Origin of the sequence: Winogradskya humida, from assembly GCF_016862215.1 — a bacterium.
Classification (GTDB): Bacteria; Actinomycetota; Actinomycetes; order Mycobacteriales; family Micromonosporaceae; genus Actinoplanes; species Actinoplanes humidus.
This window is the reverse complement of the sequence record NZ_BOMN01000118.1, coordinates 79,842-93,815: the sequence shown is the minus strand read 5'-3', so window position 1 is coordinate 93,815 and position 13,974 is coordinate 79,842. Positions and strand designations below refer to the sequence as shown.

General features: G+C 68.1%; 17 protein-coding genes, 1 pseudogene and 1 riboswitch. Of the genes and pseudogenes, 11 read left to right on the top strand and 7 right to left on the bottom strand.

Going from position 1 to position 13,974, the window contains the following annotated elements:
* Window positions 1-40 precede the first annotated feature (40 nt).
* Window positions 41-703 (bottom strand): response regulator, encoded by a 663-nt coding sequence (locus tag Ahu01nite_RS41845; protein ID WP_203842318.1) that lies wholly within the window; start codon window positions 701-703, stop codon window positions 41-43.
* A 416-nt stretch (window positions 704-1,119) separates the two neighbouring features.
* On the opposite strand from Ahu01nite_RS41845, the gene Ahu01nite_RS41840 reads away from it, so the two are divergent.
* The 4 genes from Ahu01nite_RS41840 (at window position 1,120) to Ahu01nite_RS41825 (ending at window position 4,573) form a co-directional block, all read left to right on the top strand.
* Window positions 1,120-1,734 (top strand): class I SAM-dependent methyltransferase, encoded by a 615-nt coding sequence (locus Ahu01nite_RS41840; protein WP_438874860.1) that lies wholly within the window; start codon window positions 1,120-1,122, stop codon window positions 1,732-1,734.
* Window positions 1,735-1,755: 21 nt separating this feature from the next.
* A complete protein-coding gene (locus tag Ahu01nite_RS41835; RefSeq protein WP_203842332.1) occupies window positions 1,756-2,235 on the top strand; it encodes a MarR family winged helix-turn-helix transcriptional regulator in 480 nt (159 codons plus the stop codon).
* The gene (locus Ahu01nite_RS41830; protein ID WP_203842316.1) at window positions 2,232-3,920 is read left to right on the top strand and encodes an MDR family MFS transporter; all 1,689 of its coding nucleotides are present in this window, start codon (window positions 2,232-2,234) and stop codon (window positions 3,918-3,920) included. The genes Ahu01nite_RS41835 and Ahu01nite_RS41830 overlap by 4 nt, the downstream gene beginning before the upstream one ends.
* Before the next feature lie 350 nt (window positions 3,921-4,270).
* Window positions 4,271-4,573, top strand: a complete 303-nt coding sequence (locus Ahu01nite_RS41825) for an antibiotic biosynthesis monooxygenase family protein (RefSeq protein ID WP_203842315.1) — start codon at window positions 4,271-4,273, stop codon at window positions 4,571-4,573.
* 169 nt (window positions 4,574-4,742) lie between these two features.
* Here Ahu01nite_RS41825 and Ahu01nite_RS41820 read toward each other — a convergent pair whose 3' ends face one another.
* From Ahu01nite_RS41820 to Ahu01nite_RS41805, 4 genes and pseudogenes are all read right to left on the bottom strand, one after another.
* On the bottom strand, window positions 4,743-5,534 hold the full coding sequence (locus Ahu01nite_RS41820; RefSeq protein ID WP_239159561.1) for a GAF and ANTAR domain-containing protein: 792 nt from the start codon (window positions 5,532-5,534) through the stop codon (window positions 4,743-4,745).
* A 233-nt stretch (window positions 5,535-5,767) separates the two neighbouring features.
* A complete protein-coding gene (locus tag Ahu01nite_RS41815) occupies window positions 5,768-5,938 on the bottom strand; it encodes a hypothetical protein (RefSeq protein ID WP_203842313.1) in 171 nt (56 codons plus the stop codon).
* A 318-nt stretch (window positions 5,939-6,256) separates the two neighbouring features.
* Entirely contained in the window at window positions 6,257-6,778 is a 522-nt protein-coding gene (locus tag Ahu01nite_RS41810; RefSeq protein ID WP_203842312.1) for a DUF1360 domain-containing protein, read from the bottom strand.
* A gap of 17 nt (window positions 6,779-6,795) precedes the next feature.
* A pseudogene (locus Ahu01nite_RS41805) lies at window positions 6,796-6,993 on the bottom strand (DUF6158 family protein); the annotation flags it as partial.
* An 80-nt stretch (window positions 6,994-7,073) separates the two neighbouring features.
* On the opposite strand from Ahu01nite_RS41805, the gene Ahu01nite_RS41800 reads away from it, so the two are divergent.
* The 3 genes from Ahu01nite_RS41800 (at window position 7,074) to Ahu01nite_RS41790 (ending at window position 9,158) form a co-directional block, all read left to right on the top strand.
* Window positions 7,074-7,502 carry a hypothetical protein gene (locus Ahu01nite_RS41800; RefSeq protein ID WP_203842310.1) on the top strand — a complete coding sequence of 143 codons (429 nt, stop codon included), beginning with the start codon at window positions 7,074-7,076 and terminating at the stop codon, window positions 7,500-7,502.
* An 11-nt stretch (window positions 7,503-7,513) separates the two neighbouring features.
* The gene (locus tag Ahu01nite_RS41795; protein WP_203842309.1) at window positions 7,514-7,843 is read left to right on the top strand and encodes a DUF3817 domain-containing protein; all 330 of its coding nucleotides are present in this window, start codon (window positions 7,514-7,516) and stop codon (window positions 7,841-7,843) included.
* 210 nt (window positions 7,844-8,053) lie between these two features.
* A riboswitch (cyclic di-AMP (ydaO/yuaA leader) is annotated at window positions 8,054-8,184 on the top strand.
* Between the two features lie 29 nt (window positions 8,185-8,213).
* The gene (locus Ahu01nite_RS41790; protein ID WP_203842308.1) at window positions 8,214-9,158 is read left to right on the top strand and encodes a C40 family peptidase; all 945 of its coding nucleotides are present in this window, start codon (window positions 8,214-8,216) and stop codon (window positions 9,156-9,158) included.
* 67 nt (window positions 9,159-9,225) lie between these two features.
* On the opposite strand, the gene Ahu01nite_RS41785 is transcribed toward Ahu01nite_RS41790, so the two are convergent.
* Window positions 9,226-10,227 carry a sigma-70 family RNA polymerase sigma factor gene (locus tag Ahu01nite_RS41785; protein ID WP_203842307.1) on the bottom strand — a complete coding sequence of 334 codons (1,002 nt, stop codon included), beginning with the start codon at window positions 10,225-10,227 and terminating at the stop codon, window positions 9,226-9,228.
* Window positions 10,228-10,766: 539 nt separating this feature from the next.
* Between Ahu01nite_RS41785 and Ahu01nite_RS41780 the strand changes: the two genes are divergently transcribed.
* Window positions 10,767-11,453 (top strand): SDR family NAD(P)-dependent oxidoreductase, encoded by a 687-nt coding sequence (locus tag Ahu01nite_RS41780; protein WP_203842306.1) that lies wholly within the window; start codon window positions 10,767-10,769, stop codon window positions 11,451-11,453.
* On the opposite strand, the gene Ahu01nite_RS41775 is transcribed toward Ahu01nite_RS41780, so the two are convergent.
* On the bottom strand, window positions 11,450-12,157 hold the full coding sequence (locus Ahu01nite_RS41775) for a dTMP kinase (RefSeq protein WP_203842305.1): 708 nt from the start codon (window positions 12,155-12,157) through the stop codon (window positions 11,450-11,452). The genes Ahu01nite_RS41780 and Ahu01nite_RS41775 overlap by 4 nt on opposite strands.
* 146 nt (window positions 12,158-12,303) lie before the next feature.
* Between Ahu01nite_RS41775 and Ahu01nite_RS41770 the strand changes: the two genes are divergently transcribed.
* From Ahu01nite_RS41770 to Ahu01nite_RS41760, 3 genes are read left to right on the top strand one after another with little or no spacing between them, the layout of a single operon-like run.
* Window positions 12,304-12,888 carry a nucleotidyltransferase gene (locus tag Ahu01nite_RS41770; protein ID WP_203842304.1) on the top strand — a complete coding sequence of 195 codons (585 nt, stop codon included), beginning with the start codon at window positions 12,304-12,306 and terminating at the stop codon, window positions 12,886-12,888.
* Between the two features lies 1 nt (window position 12,889).
* Window positions 12,890-13,144, top strand: a complete 255-nt coding sequence (locus tag Ahu01nite_RS41765; RefSeq protein WP_203842303.1) for a hypothetical protein — start codon at window positions 12,890-12,892, stop codon at window positions 13,142-13,144.
* Complete coding sequence (locus Ahu01nite_RS41760; protein WP_203842302.1) at window positions 13,141-13,884, top strand: metallophosphoesterase family protein; 744 nt, start codon at window positions 13,141-13,143, stop codon at window positions 13,882-13,884. The genes Ahu01nite_RS41765 and Ahu01nite_RS41760 overlap by 4 nt, the downstream gene beginning before the upstream one ends.
* Window positions 13,885-13,974: the final 90 nt, after the last annotated feature.

Below are 13,974 nucleotides of genomic sequence, written 5' to 3'. Positions count from 1 at the left end.
GTACGTAACCAGGGCCCCCGCGGATGAGTATCTGCGGGAATTACTCTGCGTTATGACCTTCGGGGCGGAGCAGGCCTCGCCGGGTCGCCACCGCAACCGCTTCCAGTTGGCTGTGCGCGCCGAGTTTTCCCAGTACAGCCTTCACATAGCCGCGGCAGGTGTGCACGCTGATGCCGAGCCGGCGCGCGATCGCGCGCGGATCGAGCCCGGAACCCATGAGAACGAGCACCTCATGCTCACGCGCAGTGAGACCGCCTGCTCGGGGGCCCACCACGGGGGCCGTGCTGCGCAGGAGCCGGGCGAGGATGTCCGTCGAGACCGTCATGCCGCCGCCGTGCGCGGTGCGGATCGCGTTCATCACGTCACCGAGCGGGCCGTTCTTCGACAGGAAGCCCGAGGCACCGGCTGCGGTGGCACGGCCGACCAGGGCGGATTCGTTGTTCGCGGTCAATATGACGAACCGCGTGCCGGGCTGCCGGTGCCGCAACAGCTCCGCGATAGCGATGCCGTCGGCGTCCGGAAGGTCCGGATCGAGGAGCACCACGTCGGGGCGTATCTCCTGCACCATCCGAATAGCCTGCTCGCCCGAGCCGGCATGACCGACGTAATGCAGCTCCGGTTGCCCGGTCAGCGCCACACCGAGCAACTCGGCGAACGTCTGATGCCCGTCCACCACGAGCACCGTGATCGCCTCGCCCACCATTCACGCCTCCTGATCCGCCAGCGCTGGAAGTCTATGTGTCCACCGCGCAAAGCCAAGGCGTACCAACAGTCTGACAGCATGCACGAGGCACGCCGAACGCTCTGACCACCTGCCGCACGGATGAGGCCGAGCGGACCGCGCAACTCGTATCTTCGGTGGAGGCCACCCCTCGCTTTCGGGGTCCGCGTTCACCATCACGGAGGCTTACGAAACGCCGTCAGACCACGATGGATACTCGCGCGCAGCGGTGGGTCACCCTTCAGTCACTTCAAGACACGATGGGTACGCCCGAAGCAGCCGAACCGAGTTATCCACCGAACCGCGTCTAGTTATCCACAGGACAGCGAATTGGCGCGCGGGGAATCGCCCCGGCGGCCCAGAATCATCGGGTGCGAACGTCACTGCTCCCCGTACCCATGGCCCCTGAGATCTCCCTGCACCTCGCCGGCACCCGCATGGGGTTGTTCGACGCGAACGGCGGGGAGTTCAGCAGCGACATCGCCCCGCCGTTCTGGGCTTTCGTGTGGGCCGGCGGGCAGGCCCTCGCACGATATGTGCTGGACAATCCCGACACGGTCCGGGGCAGACGGGTGCTCGACGTCGCCACGGGCTCCGGAGTGGCGGCGATCGCGGCCGCCCTGGCCGGCGCCGCGACCGTGGATGCCATCGACCTCGATCCCGCCGCGGCCGAGGCTGTCACGCGCAACGCCGCCGCCAACAACGTCACCATCCGGGCCCGTGCCGCCGACATCGCCGAGATCGAGGGTGGTGTCGACGTTGTCCTGGCCGGTGACGTCTTCTACACCCGCAGCGTCGCCGACCGGATGACGACGGCCCTGCGCCGCCTCGCACCGGAGGCTCTCGTTCTGGTTGGCGACCCGGGCCGGGGGTATTTCCCCGGACGGCTCTTCACGCGTAAAGGGGAGTACAAGGTGCCCGTGCCCGCGGCGCTGGAGGATACAGAGACCCTCGTCACAGGGGTATGGGAGATGCTTTCACCAAACAACAAGTTGTACGCTGCACACATCTGAACGGAGGTGCAGCACGTGACGATGCCGGACACCGGGGATTCCATCGGACGCCTCGCAGACGAAGTTCTGCGGTTCGTCCGCCTGGGTGCGCGTGCCAAGAGCATGCTCAACACGGCGGATCTCGGTGCTGAATTCTCCGCGCTGATGCTCCTGTTCCCTCTGCGTCATCACGGACCGCTGCGGGTCACCGACCTGGCCGATCTCAAGGGCGCTGATCCGTCCACGATCAGCCGGCAGGCGGCCCAGCTCGTCAAGGCCGGCCTCGCCCGCCGAGAGGCGGATCCGGCCGACGGGCGCGCGTCGCGGCTCGCCGTGACGGAGTCCGGCATGGCTGCCTGCTCGCGCATGCACGAGGCCCGGCAGGCGATGTTGTGCCAGGCACTGAACGACTGGCCGGCGGAGCGCGTCCACGCGTTCACCGACCTATTCCAAGAATTCAACAGCTCCGTCGAAGCGCAGATGCGCAACGACCCAGCCGTACCAGCACGGGAGAAAGCGTGAGTAACTCCACCGAAACCGCACCGGCGGCAGCCGGGCCCGGCGCCCGGCCGGCCCCGCCATCGGCGGAATTCACCCACCGTCAGGTCATCACGGTGCTGGTCGGCCTGATGATGGGCATGTTCCTGGCCGCCCTGGACCAGACGATCATGGCGACCGCGACCCGGACCATCGCCGACGACCTCAACGGCTTCAACCTGCAGGCCTGGGCGACGACGGCGTTCCTCATCACGTCGACGATCTCCACGCCGCTCTACGGCAAGCTGTCCGACATCTACGGGCGGCGGCCGTTCTTCCTCTCCGCGATCGGCATCTTCATCGCCGGCTCGTTCCTCTGCGGTCTCTCGCAGAACATGTACGAGCTGGCCGCGTTCCGGGCCATCCAGGGTCTCGGCGCCGGTGGCCTGATGTCGCTCGCGCTCGTCATCATCGGTGACATCGTGCCGCCCCGCGAGCGCGCCAAGTACCAGGGCTACTTCCTCGCGGTCTTCGGCACGGCCAGCGTCATCGGCCCGATCCTCGGCGGCTTCTTCGCCGGCGCCGACAATATCCTGGGCGTCGACGGCTGGCGCTGGGTCTTCTACATCAACGTCCCGATCGGCATCGCGGCCATGGTCGTCGTCGCCCGGGTCCTGCACCTCCCGCACACCCGTAACGACCACCGCATCGACTGGCCCGGCGCACTCACCCTGGTCATCGGCCTGGTGCCGCTGCTCACCGTGGCCGAGCAGGGTCGCGACTGGGGCTGGGGCTCCGGCCGCGCGATCGCCTGCTACGTGATCGGCGTCCTCGGCCTGGTCGGGTTCGTGCTCGCCGAGCGGGCGTACAAGGACGAGGCACTGCTGCCGCTGCGGCTCTTCCGCAACCGCACGGTCGCGGTCGGCGCCACCTCCAGCACGATCCTGGGCATGGCGATGTTCGGCGGCCTGATGACCGTCCCGCTGTACCTGCAGATCGTCAAGGGCAGCTCGCCGACGGTCGCCGGCCTGCAGATGATCCCGTTCGTGTTCGGCATCATGGCGGGCTCGATCACCGCCGGTCAGCTCATCGCCCGCACCGGCCGCTACCGCATCTTCCCGATCATCGGCAGCACCCTGATGCTCGTGGCGCTCGGCCTCTTCGCCCTGATCGGCGCGGACACCCCGCTCTGGCAGACCATGCTGATCATGGTCGTGATGGGTCTCGGCCTGGGTGGCAACATGCAGCCGATGATCACCGCGGTGCAGAACGCCGTGTCGCCCCGCGAGATCGGCGTGGCCACCAGCTCGGTGACCTTCTTCCGCTCCATGGGCGGCACGCTGGGCACGGCGATCTTCCTGTCGGTGCTCTTCAACGTGCTCCCCAGCAAGATCTCCCACGCCTACGCAGACGCCAAGGTCCAGCTCCCGGGCGGCGCCTCCGCAGGCGGTGACCTGAGCGACACGTCGTTCATCAACAAGCTGCCCGAGGCCCTCGCCCACCCCTTCAAGGTCGGCTTCTCCGACGGCATCCAGGTCGTCTTCCTCCTGGCCTTCGCCGTCATGGTCATCGGCCTGATCGTGGTCCTCTTCCTCCCGGAGATCCCGCTCTCCCAGCGCTCCGCCCAGCAACAACGAGCCGACGACGCAGCCGCCGCAGCCGACAGCGACGGCGTCCCCGGCGAAGTCGGAGCCGGCCCGGCCTCGCACCCAGCGACCCCAGCCCACTAACCACCCGCACCACACCGAACGCCCCGAAGCCCAAGCCCACCGCGGCCTGGCCTCCGGGGCGTTCGCACGTGCGGGGCGGGGCGCCCAGCGGCAGGCGTGCGGGCAGCCCAACTTCAGGCAGGTGGGCAGCCCAACGGCAGGCGGACGGGCAGCCCAACTTCAGGCAGGTGGGCAGCCCAACTTCAGGCAGGTGGGCAGCCCAACTTCAGGCAGGTCGGCGGCCCAGCGGCAGGCGGGTGGGCGACCCAGCGGCAGGCGGGGCTCGGAGACGAGGTCGGCGGAGCGCTCAGGGGAGGGTTGGCGGGGGCGCTCGGGGGGAGGTAGGCGGGGGCGCTCGTAGGCTGGGGTTTATGGCTGTTGTGAAGATCAATGCGATTGATGTGCCCGAGGGTGCGGGGCCCGAGCTGGAGAAGCGGTTCGCCGCTCGGCAGGGTGCCGTGGAGAACGCCGAGGGGTTCCTGGGGTTCGAGCTGCTCCGGCCGGTGTCGGGTGAGACCCGGTACTTCGTCTACACGAAGTGGGAGTCGGAGGAGGCTTTCCAGGCCTGGTCGGCCGGGTCCGGGCGAGCGGCGCACGCGGGTGAGCGGGCCAAGCCCGTCGCGGGTGGCGCCAGCCTGCTGGAGTTCGAGGTCGTTCAGCAGGTCGCGAAGTAACACCAGAACCAGCAGTAGTAACGCAAGCGGCAGGTAACGCCCGAGGCTGAGGCAACGAAAGACGTGACGGCCCGGACCGGATGCGGGTCCGGGCCGTGATCAGGCGTTGCGGATCAGGCGTTGCGGATCAGGCGTTGCGGATCAGGCGTTGCGGATCAGGCGTTGCGGATCAGGCGTTGCGGGCGGCTGCGGCGATGAGGCGTTCGGCTACTTCTTCGCGGGGGAGGCCGAGGCGCTGGGAGGTGTCGCGGAGGACGTTGTAGGCCTCCTGGACGCCGCAGCCGCGCTGGGCGATGATGACGCCCGCCGCTCGGTCGACCGTGGCGCCTTCGCGCAGGCCTTGGCGGCGCTGGAGTTCGGCCAGGAGGACTTCGGCCTGGTTGACCAGGGCCATTGCGGTCAGGAGTTGCTCGGGGTCCATTCCTCCGGGGCGCTGGACGAAGAAGCTGACCGAGCCGACCGCCGAGCGGGGGACGTCCAGCGGGATGGCTGCCACTCCCCTGACGCCTTCGGCCAGGGCGCATTCGCCGAGCTCGGGCCAGCGGTCGTCGGTGGGGAGGTCCTGAGCGGTGACGACCGCCCGGGCCCGGGCTGCTTCCAGGGCCGGGCCTTCGCCGGATGCGTACTGAAGATCGTCCAGCTGCTGGGCCTGCGGGCCGGACGCTGCCAGCGTCGGCGGGCCGCCCTCCCCGATCAGTGCGACCGAGCAGCGCAGCGTCCCAGGAAGCGCCTGCACCCCGAAAGCCGCAAGCCGGTCCAGAGCCTGGGGTACGTCCTCCGCGCCCAGCAGCCGCGCCGTCAGCTCGTGCAGCAGCCCAGCGACCTCAACGGGATGCGGCCGATCAACCGCACCGACACCAACGGCCGACAGCAAGCCGGAGCCGACATCAGCAGTCGGCAGCAAGCCGGAGCCGACATCAGCGGTCGGCAGCGAACCCGAGCCGACGTTAACAGCCTGCAACGAACCAGAGCCGACGACGACGGCAACAGGCGGCGGCGAACCAGAGGTGATGGCAACGGGCGCCGGTAGGGGTGCGACCGATATGCGGCTGCGGACGCCGAGCCGGGTGGGTGGGGGTGTGTCGGTCGCGGGAGGGATGCGCCGAGACGTCAGGCGTCGGCCGGTGCTCCTTTGCGGGGCAGACATTTGCCCGAGTTTGCCATGGGTATCCGTGAACACGAAAGTGGTGTCCTCTATCGGGTACCGTCCGCGGGCGTAACCGTCGCGGAGGTGTCCGGTGCGTACTCGCGCTCGTCGGACTCCGCGAGGATGGCCTCTGCCTGGGCACGGGGGTCGGCGCTGCCCGCGGTTCTCTCTTCGGGCAGCAGGTCCGCGGCCCGCTGCTCCACCCGATCGTCACTCATAAGTGGGCGAATTACCCGGGACCGCCCATCGGGAAACGGACGAAGCCCCACGAGGATCCGGGAAACGGGAAACGGACGAAGCCCACGAGAACCCGGAAACGAACGGCGCCCCCTGGGAATCCCAGGGGGCGCCGCCCACATGATGCCGGTGTGCAGGTCGCCTCGCGGCGAGTGGCTCAACGCGGCTCCAGCCGAACGGTATTCCGCGAAGGCTTAGGGTGAGGCCCGGGGACACTGGGCACACCGACATCTGTCATCAACTGTCGGTCGGGTCCGGCCATTCCGGGAGCAAATGTGACCCGTACCACACAATAGGGGTCAGCCCTCCGCGGTCTCCTTGGAGATCGAGTACGCCATCTGCAGGAAGTCCGACACGGCCGTCGCCGTGAAGACCGTGGCCGTCAGCCTCGTCAGTTTCGGGGCGAAGACCAGGCCGGCCGTGAGCCCGGTGGCGACCCAGACCGCGAGGCAGAACGGGCAGCTGACCAGCTCACCGATCGAGTGGCGCAGGGAGCTGCCCTGGTCGCGTACCTCCTCGTTGACCTCGCCGCTGCCACCCGGCTCGCTGTACCGGGTGAAGGGTGCCCGCAGCGGGCTGGTGATCGAGTCCTTGGCGATCAGGCGGCTGAGCTTGTGGGTCGCGATCGAGATGAGCACGACGTCCGCGGTCGCCGGGCGGTCCGGGATCGGGCGGCCCGTCACCTTCGCGGCGATTGCGGCGCTGGCCGCGAGGGCTCCGAAGGCGCCCATCGTGACGACGTAACCGTCCAGGGGGCGATGCTCGTGCGGCGCGTACTGCCGCCGCAACCGTTCGAGCCGGCTGCGTACCAAGGGGGGCATCAGGAGGGGTTTTCCTTTCAGGAGAGCCGGTGGGGGTCGACCTCACGGCCCGGGTGCCGGGCCAGGTATTCGGTCTCCAACTCGGCCGTGCGTCGCAGGTGGGTGGCGAGCGCAGCGTCGGGTCCGTGGCGGAGGGTGTCCAAGCGGGTCCGGTGCAGGCTGCCCATCTCGCGGAGCAGGTCTTCGTCGGAGAGGTCCGCCGGATCCACGCCGACGAGGTCATCAACGGAGTCACTCATGGCTCACGGTTGCCCGCGCGGTCAAACACCAAACCCGCGCCGGTACGCTCGACCGCATGAAAGGGCTGTGGACCCCGGCGTGGATCGCGCGTCACGTGGCCGCGCTCGTGCTGATCGCGGGCTTCCTCGGGCTCGGCTGGTGGCAGTTCAGCCGCGCCACCGGCGGTAACACGCTGAGCTGGGGCTACACCTTCGAGTGGCCGGTCTTCGCCGCCTTCGTCGTCTTCATCTGGTTCCGCGAGGTCCAACAGGAGCGCAAAATCGGTGAAACGCCGGCGGAGGACGCCATGCCGGCCGAGGAGCCGGCCGAGGACGCTCCGATCACCGTGCGCAGACCTGTCCGCGTACCCGTGAAATCGCAGAGCCCGGCCGCCGACGACCCGGAGCTGGCCGCCTACAACGACTATCTGGCCTGGTTGTCCGCCCATCCCGGCGCACGTCCCGGCGACTACCCCGGTTACAAGAACGCAGCACCCAGTAAATAAGGACGTGGATCGTGCAGGGAGCCCTCACCCGTTACCGGACCATCGCCTGGATCGTTGGCGTGGTCCTCATCGTGCTCGTGCTGGTTGGCATGCCGCTCAAGTACATCGGTGACAACGACTTCGTGGTCGCCGCCGTCGGCCCGATCCACGGCTTCCTCTACATGGTCTACCTCGTGGCGACCTGGGATCTGAGCCGCCGGGCCGGCTGGCCGCTCGGCCGGATGCTGCTGGTGATGCTGGCCGGCACGATTCCGTTCTTCTCGTTCTGGGCCGAGCGGGTGGTCACTCACAAGTGGGCTCCGCAGGCTATGGACAACGCGCCCGCGATGGCGGAGAAATAGAACAGGTAACGCTTCGAGTCGGCTGAATTGCACTCCGTTATCTGGATCATTCGCATAAATGTGATGATTGCCTTAAATCACGGACGCGACTCTTGTGTTAATGCGGATCGCCGATAAGTTGATGCGGTTGGTCCGGTCCGCAGCCACGTCTCCGGTGGCACCGGCCAGCGCCGCCGAATCGCTCAGGGCGCCACGGCCACCCCAATCCCCCGGGGTTCCGCGCCGTTCTGCAGTGAGCCGGGGACCCACCGACGCAGCAATGGGGTGAATCCGCGCAAGCGGTAGGGCCTTCTTCCCGCCCGAATCCGTCAGCTAACCCGGTAGGTGGCTCAAGCGGAAGAGAGGCCATGCACCGTTGCGACACGCTCGCATGAGGCTACGCACCCTGGTGGTCGCCGGACTGGCGATCGCCATCACCGGCTCGTTCGCGCCCGCGGCACACGCGGCACCCACCTCCGGTGAACTCACCAAGAAGATCGAAAAGGCGTCGAACGACCTCGAGGACGTCGTCGAGTCGTTCAACAAGATGAAGATCAGCCTGGACAAGACCAAGGCGGACGAGAAGAAGCTCGCCGAGTCGCTCGGGCCCGCGAAGGCCGCCCTCGTGGTGGCCAGCTCGCAGATGAAGGTCATCGCGGCTTCGGCGTACAAGTCCGGCAAGGTCGGCACGATGAACGTGCTGCTCGAGGGGAACGAAGGTCTGATCGACCGGATGTCCATCCTGGAGCAGATCTCGCGCACCCAGCAACGGGACATCGACACCTTCTCGGCCACGGCGAAGGACTACGACGCCCGCCAGGCCGCGTTGAAGGTGACCCAGGACAAGCAGGCAGCTGAGGTCAAGGAGCTGTCGGCGCGCAAGAAGAAGATCGAGGGCGACCTCAAAGATCTGTATGCCATGCGCAAGACGGCATACGGCAAGGAGACCGAGACCGGGTCCAGCTACACGGGCACGGTTCCGAACATCGCCGGTTCCGCCGGCAAGGCGGTCTCCTTCGCCTACGGCGCGATCGGCCTGATGTACGAGTACGGCTCGGGCGGCCCGAACACGTACGACTGCTCGGGTCTCACCTCGGCGGCCTGGGCTGCCGCGGGCAAGTCCCTGCCACACAACGCGGCAGCGCAGTACAGCGCCACCAAGCGGGTCTCCCGGTCCGATCTCGCGGCCGGTGACCTGGTGTTCTATCGAAGTCTCGGCCACGTGGGCATCTACGTGGGCGGCGGCATGATCATCGACGCCTCGCACGCGGGTGCGCCGGTGAAGAAACGGTCGATCAACATCATGACCCCGTACGGCTACGGGCGCGTGACCTGATCGAAGGCAGCACAGCAAAAGGCCGGGGCGCTTGCCCCGGCCTTTTTGTGTCCTACGAACCAGCGGATCAGGCGGCCTGCAGGCCCTCGGCGCGGGCCAGCTCACGGAGCCGGCCGAGCGCCTGGATCTCGAGCTGGCGGATGCGCTCGCGGGAGAGCGAGAAGCGCGACGCCACCTCGGTCAGCGAGTGCTCGCGGCCGTCCTCGAGGCCGTAGCGGGCGCGCATGATGCCGGCCGAACGGTCGTCGAGGTGGTTGAGCAGGCCCTCGATGCGCTGACGCTCCAGCGCGGTCAGCACGATCTCCTCGGGCGACGGCGCGTCGCTGTCGGCGACCAGGTCACCGAGGTTGGTGTCGCCGTCGTCGCCGACCGGGGTGTCCAGGGACACGGTGTCCTGGGCCCAGCGGGTGAGCTCGGTGACGCGCTCGACCGTCACGCCCAGGGCTGCGGCGACCTGCGCCGGCTCCGGGTCGGCGCCGAGCTCGCGGACGAGCTGGCGGGTGACGTTGCGCATCCGGTTGACGTCCTCGACGAGGTGCACGGGCAGGCGCACGGTGCGCTCCTGCTGCGCGATCGCCCGGCTGATCGCCTGGCGGACCCACCACGTCGCGTACGTCGAGAATTTGTAGCCGCGCTCGTAGTCGAACTTCTCAACGGCGCGGACAAGGCCGGTGTTGCCCTCCTGGATGAGGTCGAGCATCGGCATCCCCGACCGCACGTAGCGGCGGGCGATGGAGACGACCAGTCGCAGGTTGGCCCGGATGAACAGGTCCTTCGACTTCTGGCCGTCGGCTACCAGCCGCTCGAGCTCTTCCCGGCTCACACCGCGACGGACCTCGCCGGTGTCGAGCAGGTGCTCGGCGTAGAGGCCTGCCTCGATCGCCTTGGAAAGCTCAACCTCCCTGGCGGCGTCCAGAAGCGGCGTCCGGGAGATCTCGTGCAGGTAGACTCCGACGAGGTCGCGCTCTTCGGCTACCTGGTCGGTACGCATCACGGTGTTCTTCTCCACGTTGCCCACGGTCCCCTCATTGCCTTCACTAACCCTGTTACGGGCAATACCTGCGTCCATCAGCTCTCCCCGTAACGTCCGCAGTTCGTGCATTGCGGTGCTGACACCTACACAACACGTGACACCCTGTACTGATTCCTTTTCGTGACTTGAAAGTGTCACGATTGTCTGAGTGCCACCTGAGAGCCGGTTGCGTAAATTCTGAGGAGAGAGCTCCCGGAGTCATTCGGAGCCGCACCCGGGGTTGGATGCCTCGGACACTCGCATACCCCGTGGTCCTTACATGACACCATCAGCCCCTCTTCGTCACAGCGACGGGCATCACGGCTGTCCCTGCGATGCTCGTCACTCACCAGTACGGCCAGCCGGCCGCTCGGGTTCACGTGCTGCATCGACAGGTTGCCGCCGGGCCTGAAACAAAACCCCGCGGCAAAAGCTCAAGACCCGTACCCGGCTCGGAGCCACCTGCCACGATGCGGCACATCGCGCCGCAGTTCACTAGCCCCTGCGGGTGACACCCGGACGTGGCGTCGAGCCACCTGCGGTTCTCTGACGGACCGCACAGACAGTGACGGATAACACAGCACTACCGTGGCCGTATGGCCGAGCGAAGCGTGATCGTGACGGGTGGGGCAGGCGGTCTGGGTGGTGCCGTCGTGCGGGCGCTGCGGGATTCGGGGTGGCGGGTGATCGCCCCGGTGCGGCCCGGATCGGCCGGGCGGCTCCCCGACGGCGTGATCGCGGTTGAGGCGGACCTCACAGTGAAGACGGACGTCGAGGCAGCCGTCGACACCGCCGCGGGTGAGCCCGGAGCGCCGCTGCGTGCCGTGGTCAACCTGGTCGGCGGGTTCGCGATGGGCGGCAAGGTGCACGAGACACCGGTTGAGGACTTCGAGGCGATGCTGCGGCTCAACCTGCGCCCGACCTATCTGGTGACCGCGGCCGCCCTGCCGCATCTCGTCGAGGCGGGCGGCGGGTCGATCGTCTGTGTGTCGTCGCGGGCGGCGCTCGCTCCGTTCCCGGGCGCGGCCGGCTATGTGACCGCCAAGGCCGCGGTGCTGGCGTTCGCCGACGCGGTCGCCGTCGAGTACAAGAAGCAGGGCGTGCGGGTGAACACGGTGCTGCCCAGCGTCATCGACACCCCGCTGAACCGGGACGAGCAGCCGGGCGCCGACACGTCCCGGTGGGTCACCCCGGACGAGATCGCCACGGTGATCGAGTTCCTGGCAGGGGACGCCTCAGCGCCCACGAGCGGCGCGCGGATCCCGGTCTACGGGCAGTCCTAGAAGCCGTCCGCGAGCTGGTAGGTGAGCGCGGTCGCCGCGGCTGCGAGGGTCGCTGCGGCCACGATCAAGGTGCGCGCATAGGACAACAGCGGCGCCTGCCTGCGTACCGATATCGCCGAAGGCAGGTGGGTGAGCATCGCGGCCTGGACCTGCTCCGGGGTTTCGTTCGCGTCGATCACCACGAACGCGGGGAATTCAGGGAGCGCCCGGTAGGCGGCGGTGGCGGCGCGCAGGTACGACATGTCCTCGTGGTCGTAGCCGCGGCGCTCGATCCGGTCGTAGGCGATCGCCGGGTCCACTGCCAGGAAGAACGTGACATCCGGCGCCGGGAAGATCCGGTACGCGAGGCGGGCCCAGAAGATCGACCGGCCGTGGTGCGACTCGATGCTCGCGAACTGGCACACCGCGTAGCGGTCCATCACGGCCGTCTCGCCCGTGAACCAGCGGCGCACCAGCGTGCGCAGGATCGCGAGCCAGCGCAGCACGGCCTCGACGAGGAGCATCGTCCGGCGGCCGAGCAGATCCTCCCCGTCGGCCTTGCCGAAGCGGGTGGCCAGGCGGCCGAACCAGCGGCGGCCTCCCGCATTGCGGCGGTAGACGGCCGGAAGCCCCCGATCGGCCAGCGCCTCGGCGAGCAGGTGGGCCGCGGTGGTCTTGCCGGAGCCATCGATCCCGACGAGCGCGATGGTACGAGGCCTGGTCATACCCACTTACGGTAGCGCGGGTTGTCACGTTGAGTTCCACCGTGCGGGGCGCGGCGGGCGTACAAAATGGGCATGAACGTTATGTCGATCACGGTGCGGGGTAATTGCCGGGTCGATAAACGGACCTCACAGCTAGGGAGATCACCATGCCGCACCGGGTGGACGAGGGCCTGGTAAACACGCTCAAGAGGGTCGCCGCGGTGCTCAAGCAGTCGGAGATCCCCTTCGCGCTGGGCGGCAGCTTCGCGGTGTACGCCCACGGCGGCCACTCCAGCGACCACGACGTGGACTTCGTGATCCGCGAGCAGGACAGGGGACGCGCGCTCGAAGAGCTCTCCTCGGCCGGCTTCGAGGTGGAGCAGCCGCCGGAGGACTGGCTCGTCAAGGTCTTCGACGAGGGCCGGATGGTGGACCTGATCTACCGCCCGGTCGATCTGCCGGTGACCGACGAGACGCTGCGGGACACCTCGATGCTGTCCGTCGAGGCGATCAACATGCCCGTACTGTCGGCGACCCAGCTGATGGTGCACAAGTTGCTGAGCTACAGCCAGCACCACTGCGACTTCGCCACCGGGCTCCCGGTCGCCCGCTCGCTGCGTGAGCAGATCGACTGGGACCGGGTCCGAAAGGAAACGGAGAAGTCGCCGTACGCGGAAGCGTTCCTGATCCTGCTCGACCGTCTCGACGTGGTCCCGGATCCGGAGAGCGCCCGCCTCACCGTGGGGGGATGAGATGACACCACAGCTTGACGAATACGTGGAGGCCGAGATCCAGCGGCTGCTCGCCGAGACCGGTTCGGTCGCCGAGCAGGGCATCACGATCGCTCGCCGCGAGCACCTGATCGTGCTCGGCGGGGAGGTCGAGAGCGCGCAGCGCCGCGACGAGATCTGCCGCCAGATCAACCAGCACTTCCCGGACGTGGAGATCGCCTGCGACATCGGCATCGTCCGCGCCCAGGCGCCCACCGAGGTGGAGGAGATCTCATGATCCGGATCGCCGCCGTCGGCGACGTCCATGTGGACAAGGACGTGGTGGGTCGTTACCGGCCCGCCCTGGAACAGCTGCCCGGCGTCGCCGACGCGTTGCTGATCGCCGGGGACCTCACCCGGCACGGCACCGTCGAGGAGGCCAGGTGCATGGCGCAGGAGTTCGGCGATCTGGGCGTGCCGGTCGTCGTCGTTCTCGGCAACCATGACCACCAGAGCGACCAGCAGGACGCCGTCACCGGCGTGCTGCAGGACGCCGGGCTGGTCGTGCTGGAGGGCGAGGGCACGGTCCTCGAGCTCAACGGGCACACGCTCGGGATCGCCGGCGCGAAGGGGTTCGGCGGTGGGTTCGCCGGGGCGTGCGCCAGCAAGTTCGGCGAGCGGGAGATGAAGAACTTCGTCGGCACCACCGAGGCGATCGCGGAACGGCTCGGCGCCGCGCTGCGCGGGCTGGAGTGTGACGCGCTCGTGGCACTGACGCATTACGCGCCGGTGCCGGAGACGCTGACCGGGGAGCCGTTGGAGATCTATCCGTTCCTGGGGTCGTACCTGCTCGGTCAGGCGATCGACTCCGCCCCGACGGCCCTGGCGCTGCACGGGCACGCTCATCACGGCAGTGAGCGGGGGCGTACTCCCGGTGGGGTGCCTGTGCGCAACGTGGCGCATCCGGTCATCAAGCAGGCGTACAACGTGTATCAACTGCTTTCCGACGAGGTCGATGCCGGACTTGTCAGTATTTAGTAGGTCTGGGAGACGGAGGCCCCGCTACGGCGGGGCTTCCGTCGTTCGTAGACCGAAACGTGATGGTGGGCGGTCTCATAACAGGTTTTC

Excerpts from the sequence above, each read along its gene's own strand:
- Ahu01nite_RS41780 (WP_203842306.1), top strand. The coding sequence starts at position 10,767 with ATGGCCGAGCGAAGCGTGATCGTGACGGGTGGGGCAGGCGGTCTGGGT.
- Ahu01nite_RS41845 (WP_203842318.1), bottom strand. The coding sequence starts at position 703 with ATGGTGGGCGAGGCGATCACGGTGCTCGTGGTGGACGGGCATCAGACG.
- Ahu01nite_RS41765 (WP_203842303.1), top strand. The coding sequence starts at position 12,890 with ATGACACCACAGCTTGACGAATACGTGGAGGCCGAGATCCAGCGGCTG.
- Ahu01nite_RS41835 (WP_203842332.1), top strand. The coding sequence starts at position 1,756 with ATGCCGGACACCGGGGATTCCATCGGACGCCTCGCAGACGAAGTTCTG.
- Ahu01nite_RS41825 (WP_203842315.1), top strand. The coding sequence starts at position 4,271 with ATGGCTGTTGTGAAGATCAATGCGATTGATGTGCCCGAGGGTGCGGGG.
- Ahu01nite_RS41785 (WP_203842307.1), bottom strand. The coding sequence starts at position 10,227 with ATGGACGCAGGTATTGCCCGTAACAGGGTTAGTGAAGGCAATGAGGGG.
- Ahu01nite_RS41810 (WP_203842312.1), bottom strand. The coding sequence starts at position 6,778 with ATGCCCCCCTTGGTACGCAGCCGGCTCGAACGGTTGCGGCGGCAGTAC.
- Ahu01nite_RS41770 (WP_203842304.1), top strand. The coding sequence starts at position 12,304 with ATGCCGCACCGGGTGGACGAGGGCCTGGTAAACACGCTCAAGAGGGTC.
- Ahu01nite_RS41840 (WP_438874860.1), top strand. The coding sequence starts at position 1,120 with ATGGCCCCTGAGATCTCCCTGCACCTCGCCGGCACCCGCATGGGGTTG.
- Ahu01nite_RS41775 (WP_203842305.1), bottom strand. The coding sequence starts at position 12,157 with ATGACCAGGCCTCGTACCATCGCGCTCGTCGGGATCGATGGCTCCGGC.
- Ahu01nite_RS41815 (WP_203842313.1), bottom strand. The coding sequence starts at position 5,938 with ATGAGTGACGATCGGGTGGAGCAGCGGGCCGCGGACCTGCTGCCCGAA.
- Ahu01nite_RS41790 (WP_203842308.1), top strand. The coding sequence starts at position 8,214 with ATGAGGCTACGCACCCTGGTGGTCGCCGGACTGGCGATCGCCATCACC.
- Ahu01nite_RS41800 (WP_203842310.1), top strand. The coding sequence starts at position 7,074 with ATGAAAGGGCTGTGGACCCCGGCGTGGATCGCGCGTCACGTGGCCGCG.
- Ahu01nite_RS41760 (WP_203842302.1), top strand. The coding sequence starts at position 13,141 with ATGATCCGGATCGCCGCCGTCGGCGACGTCCATGTGGACAAGGACGTG.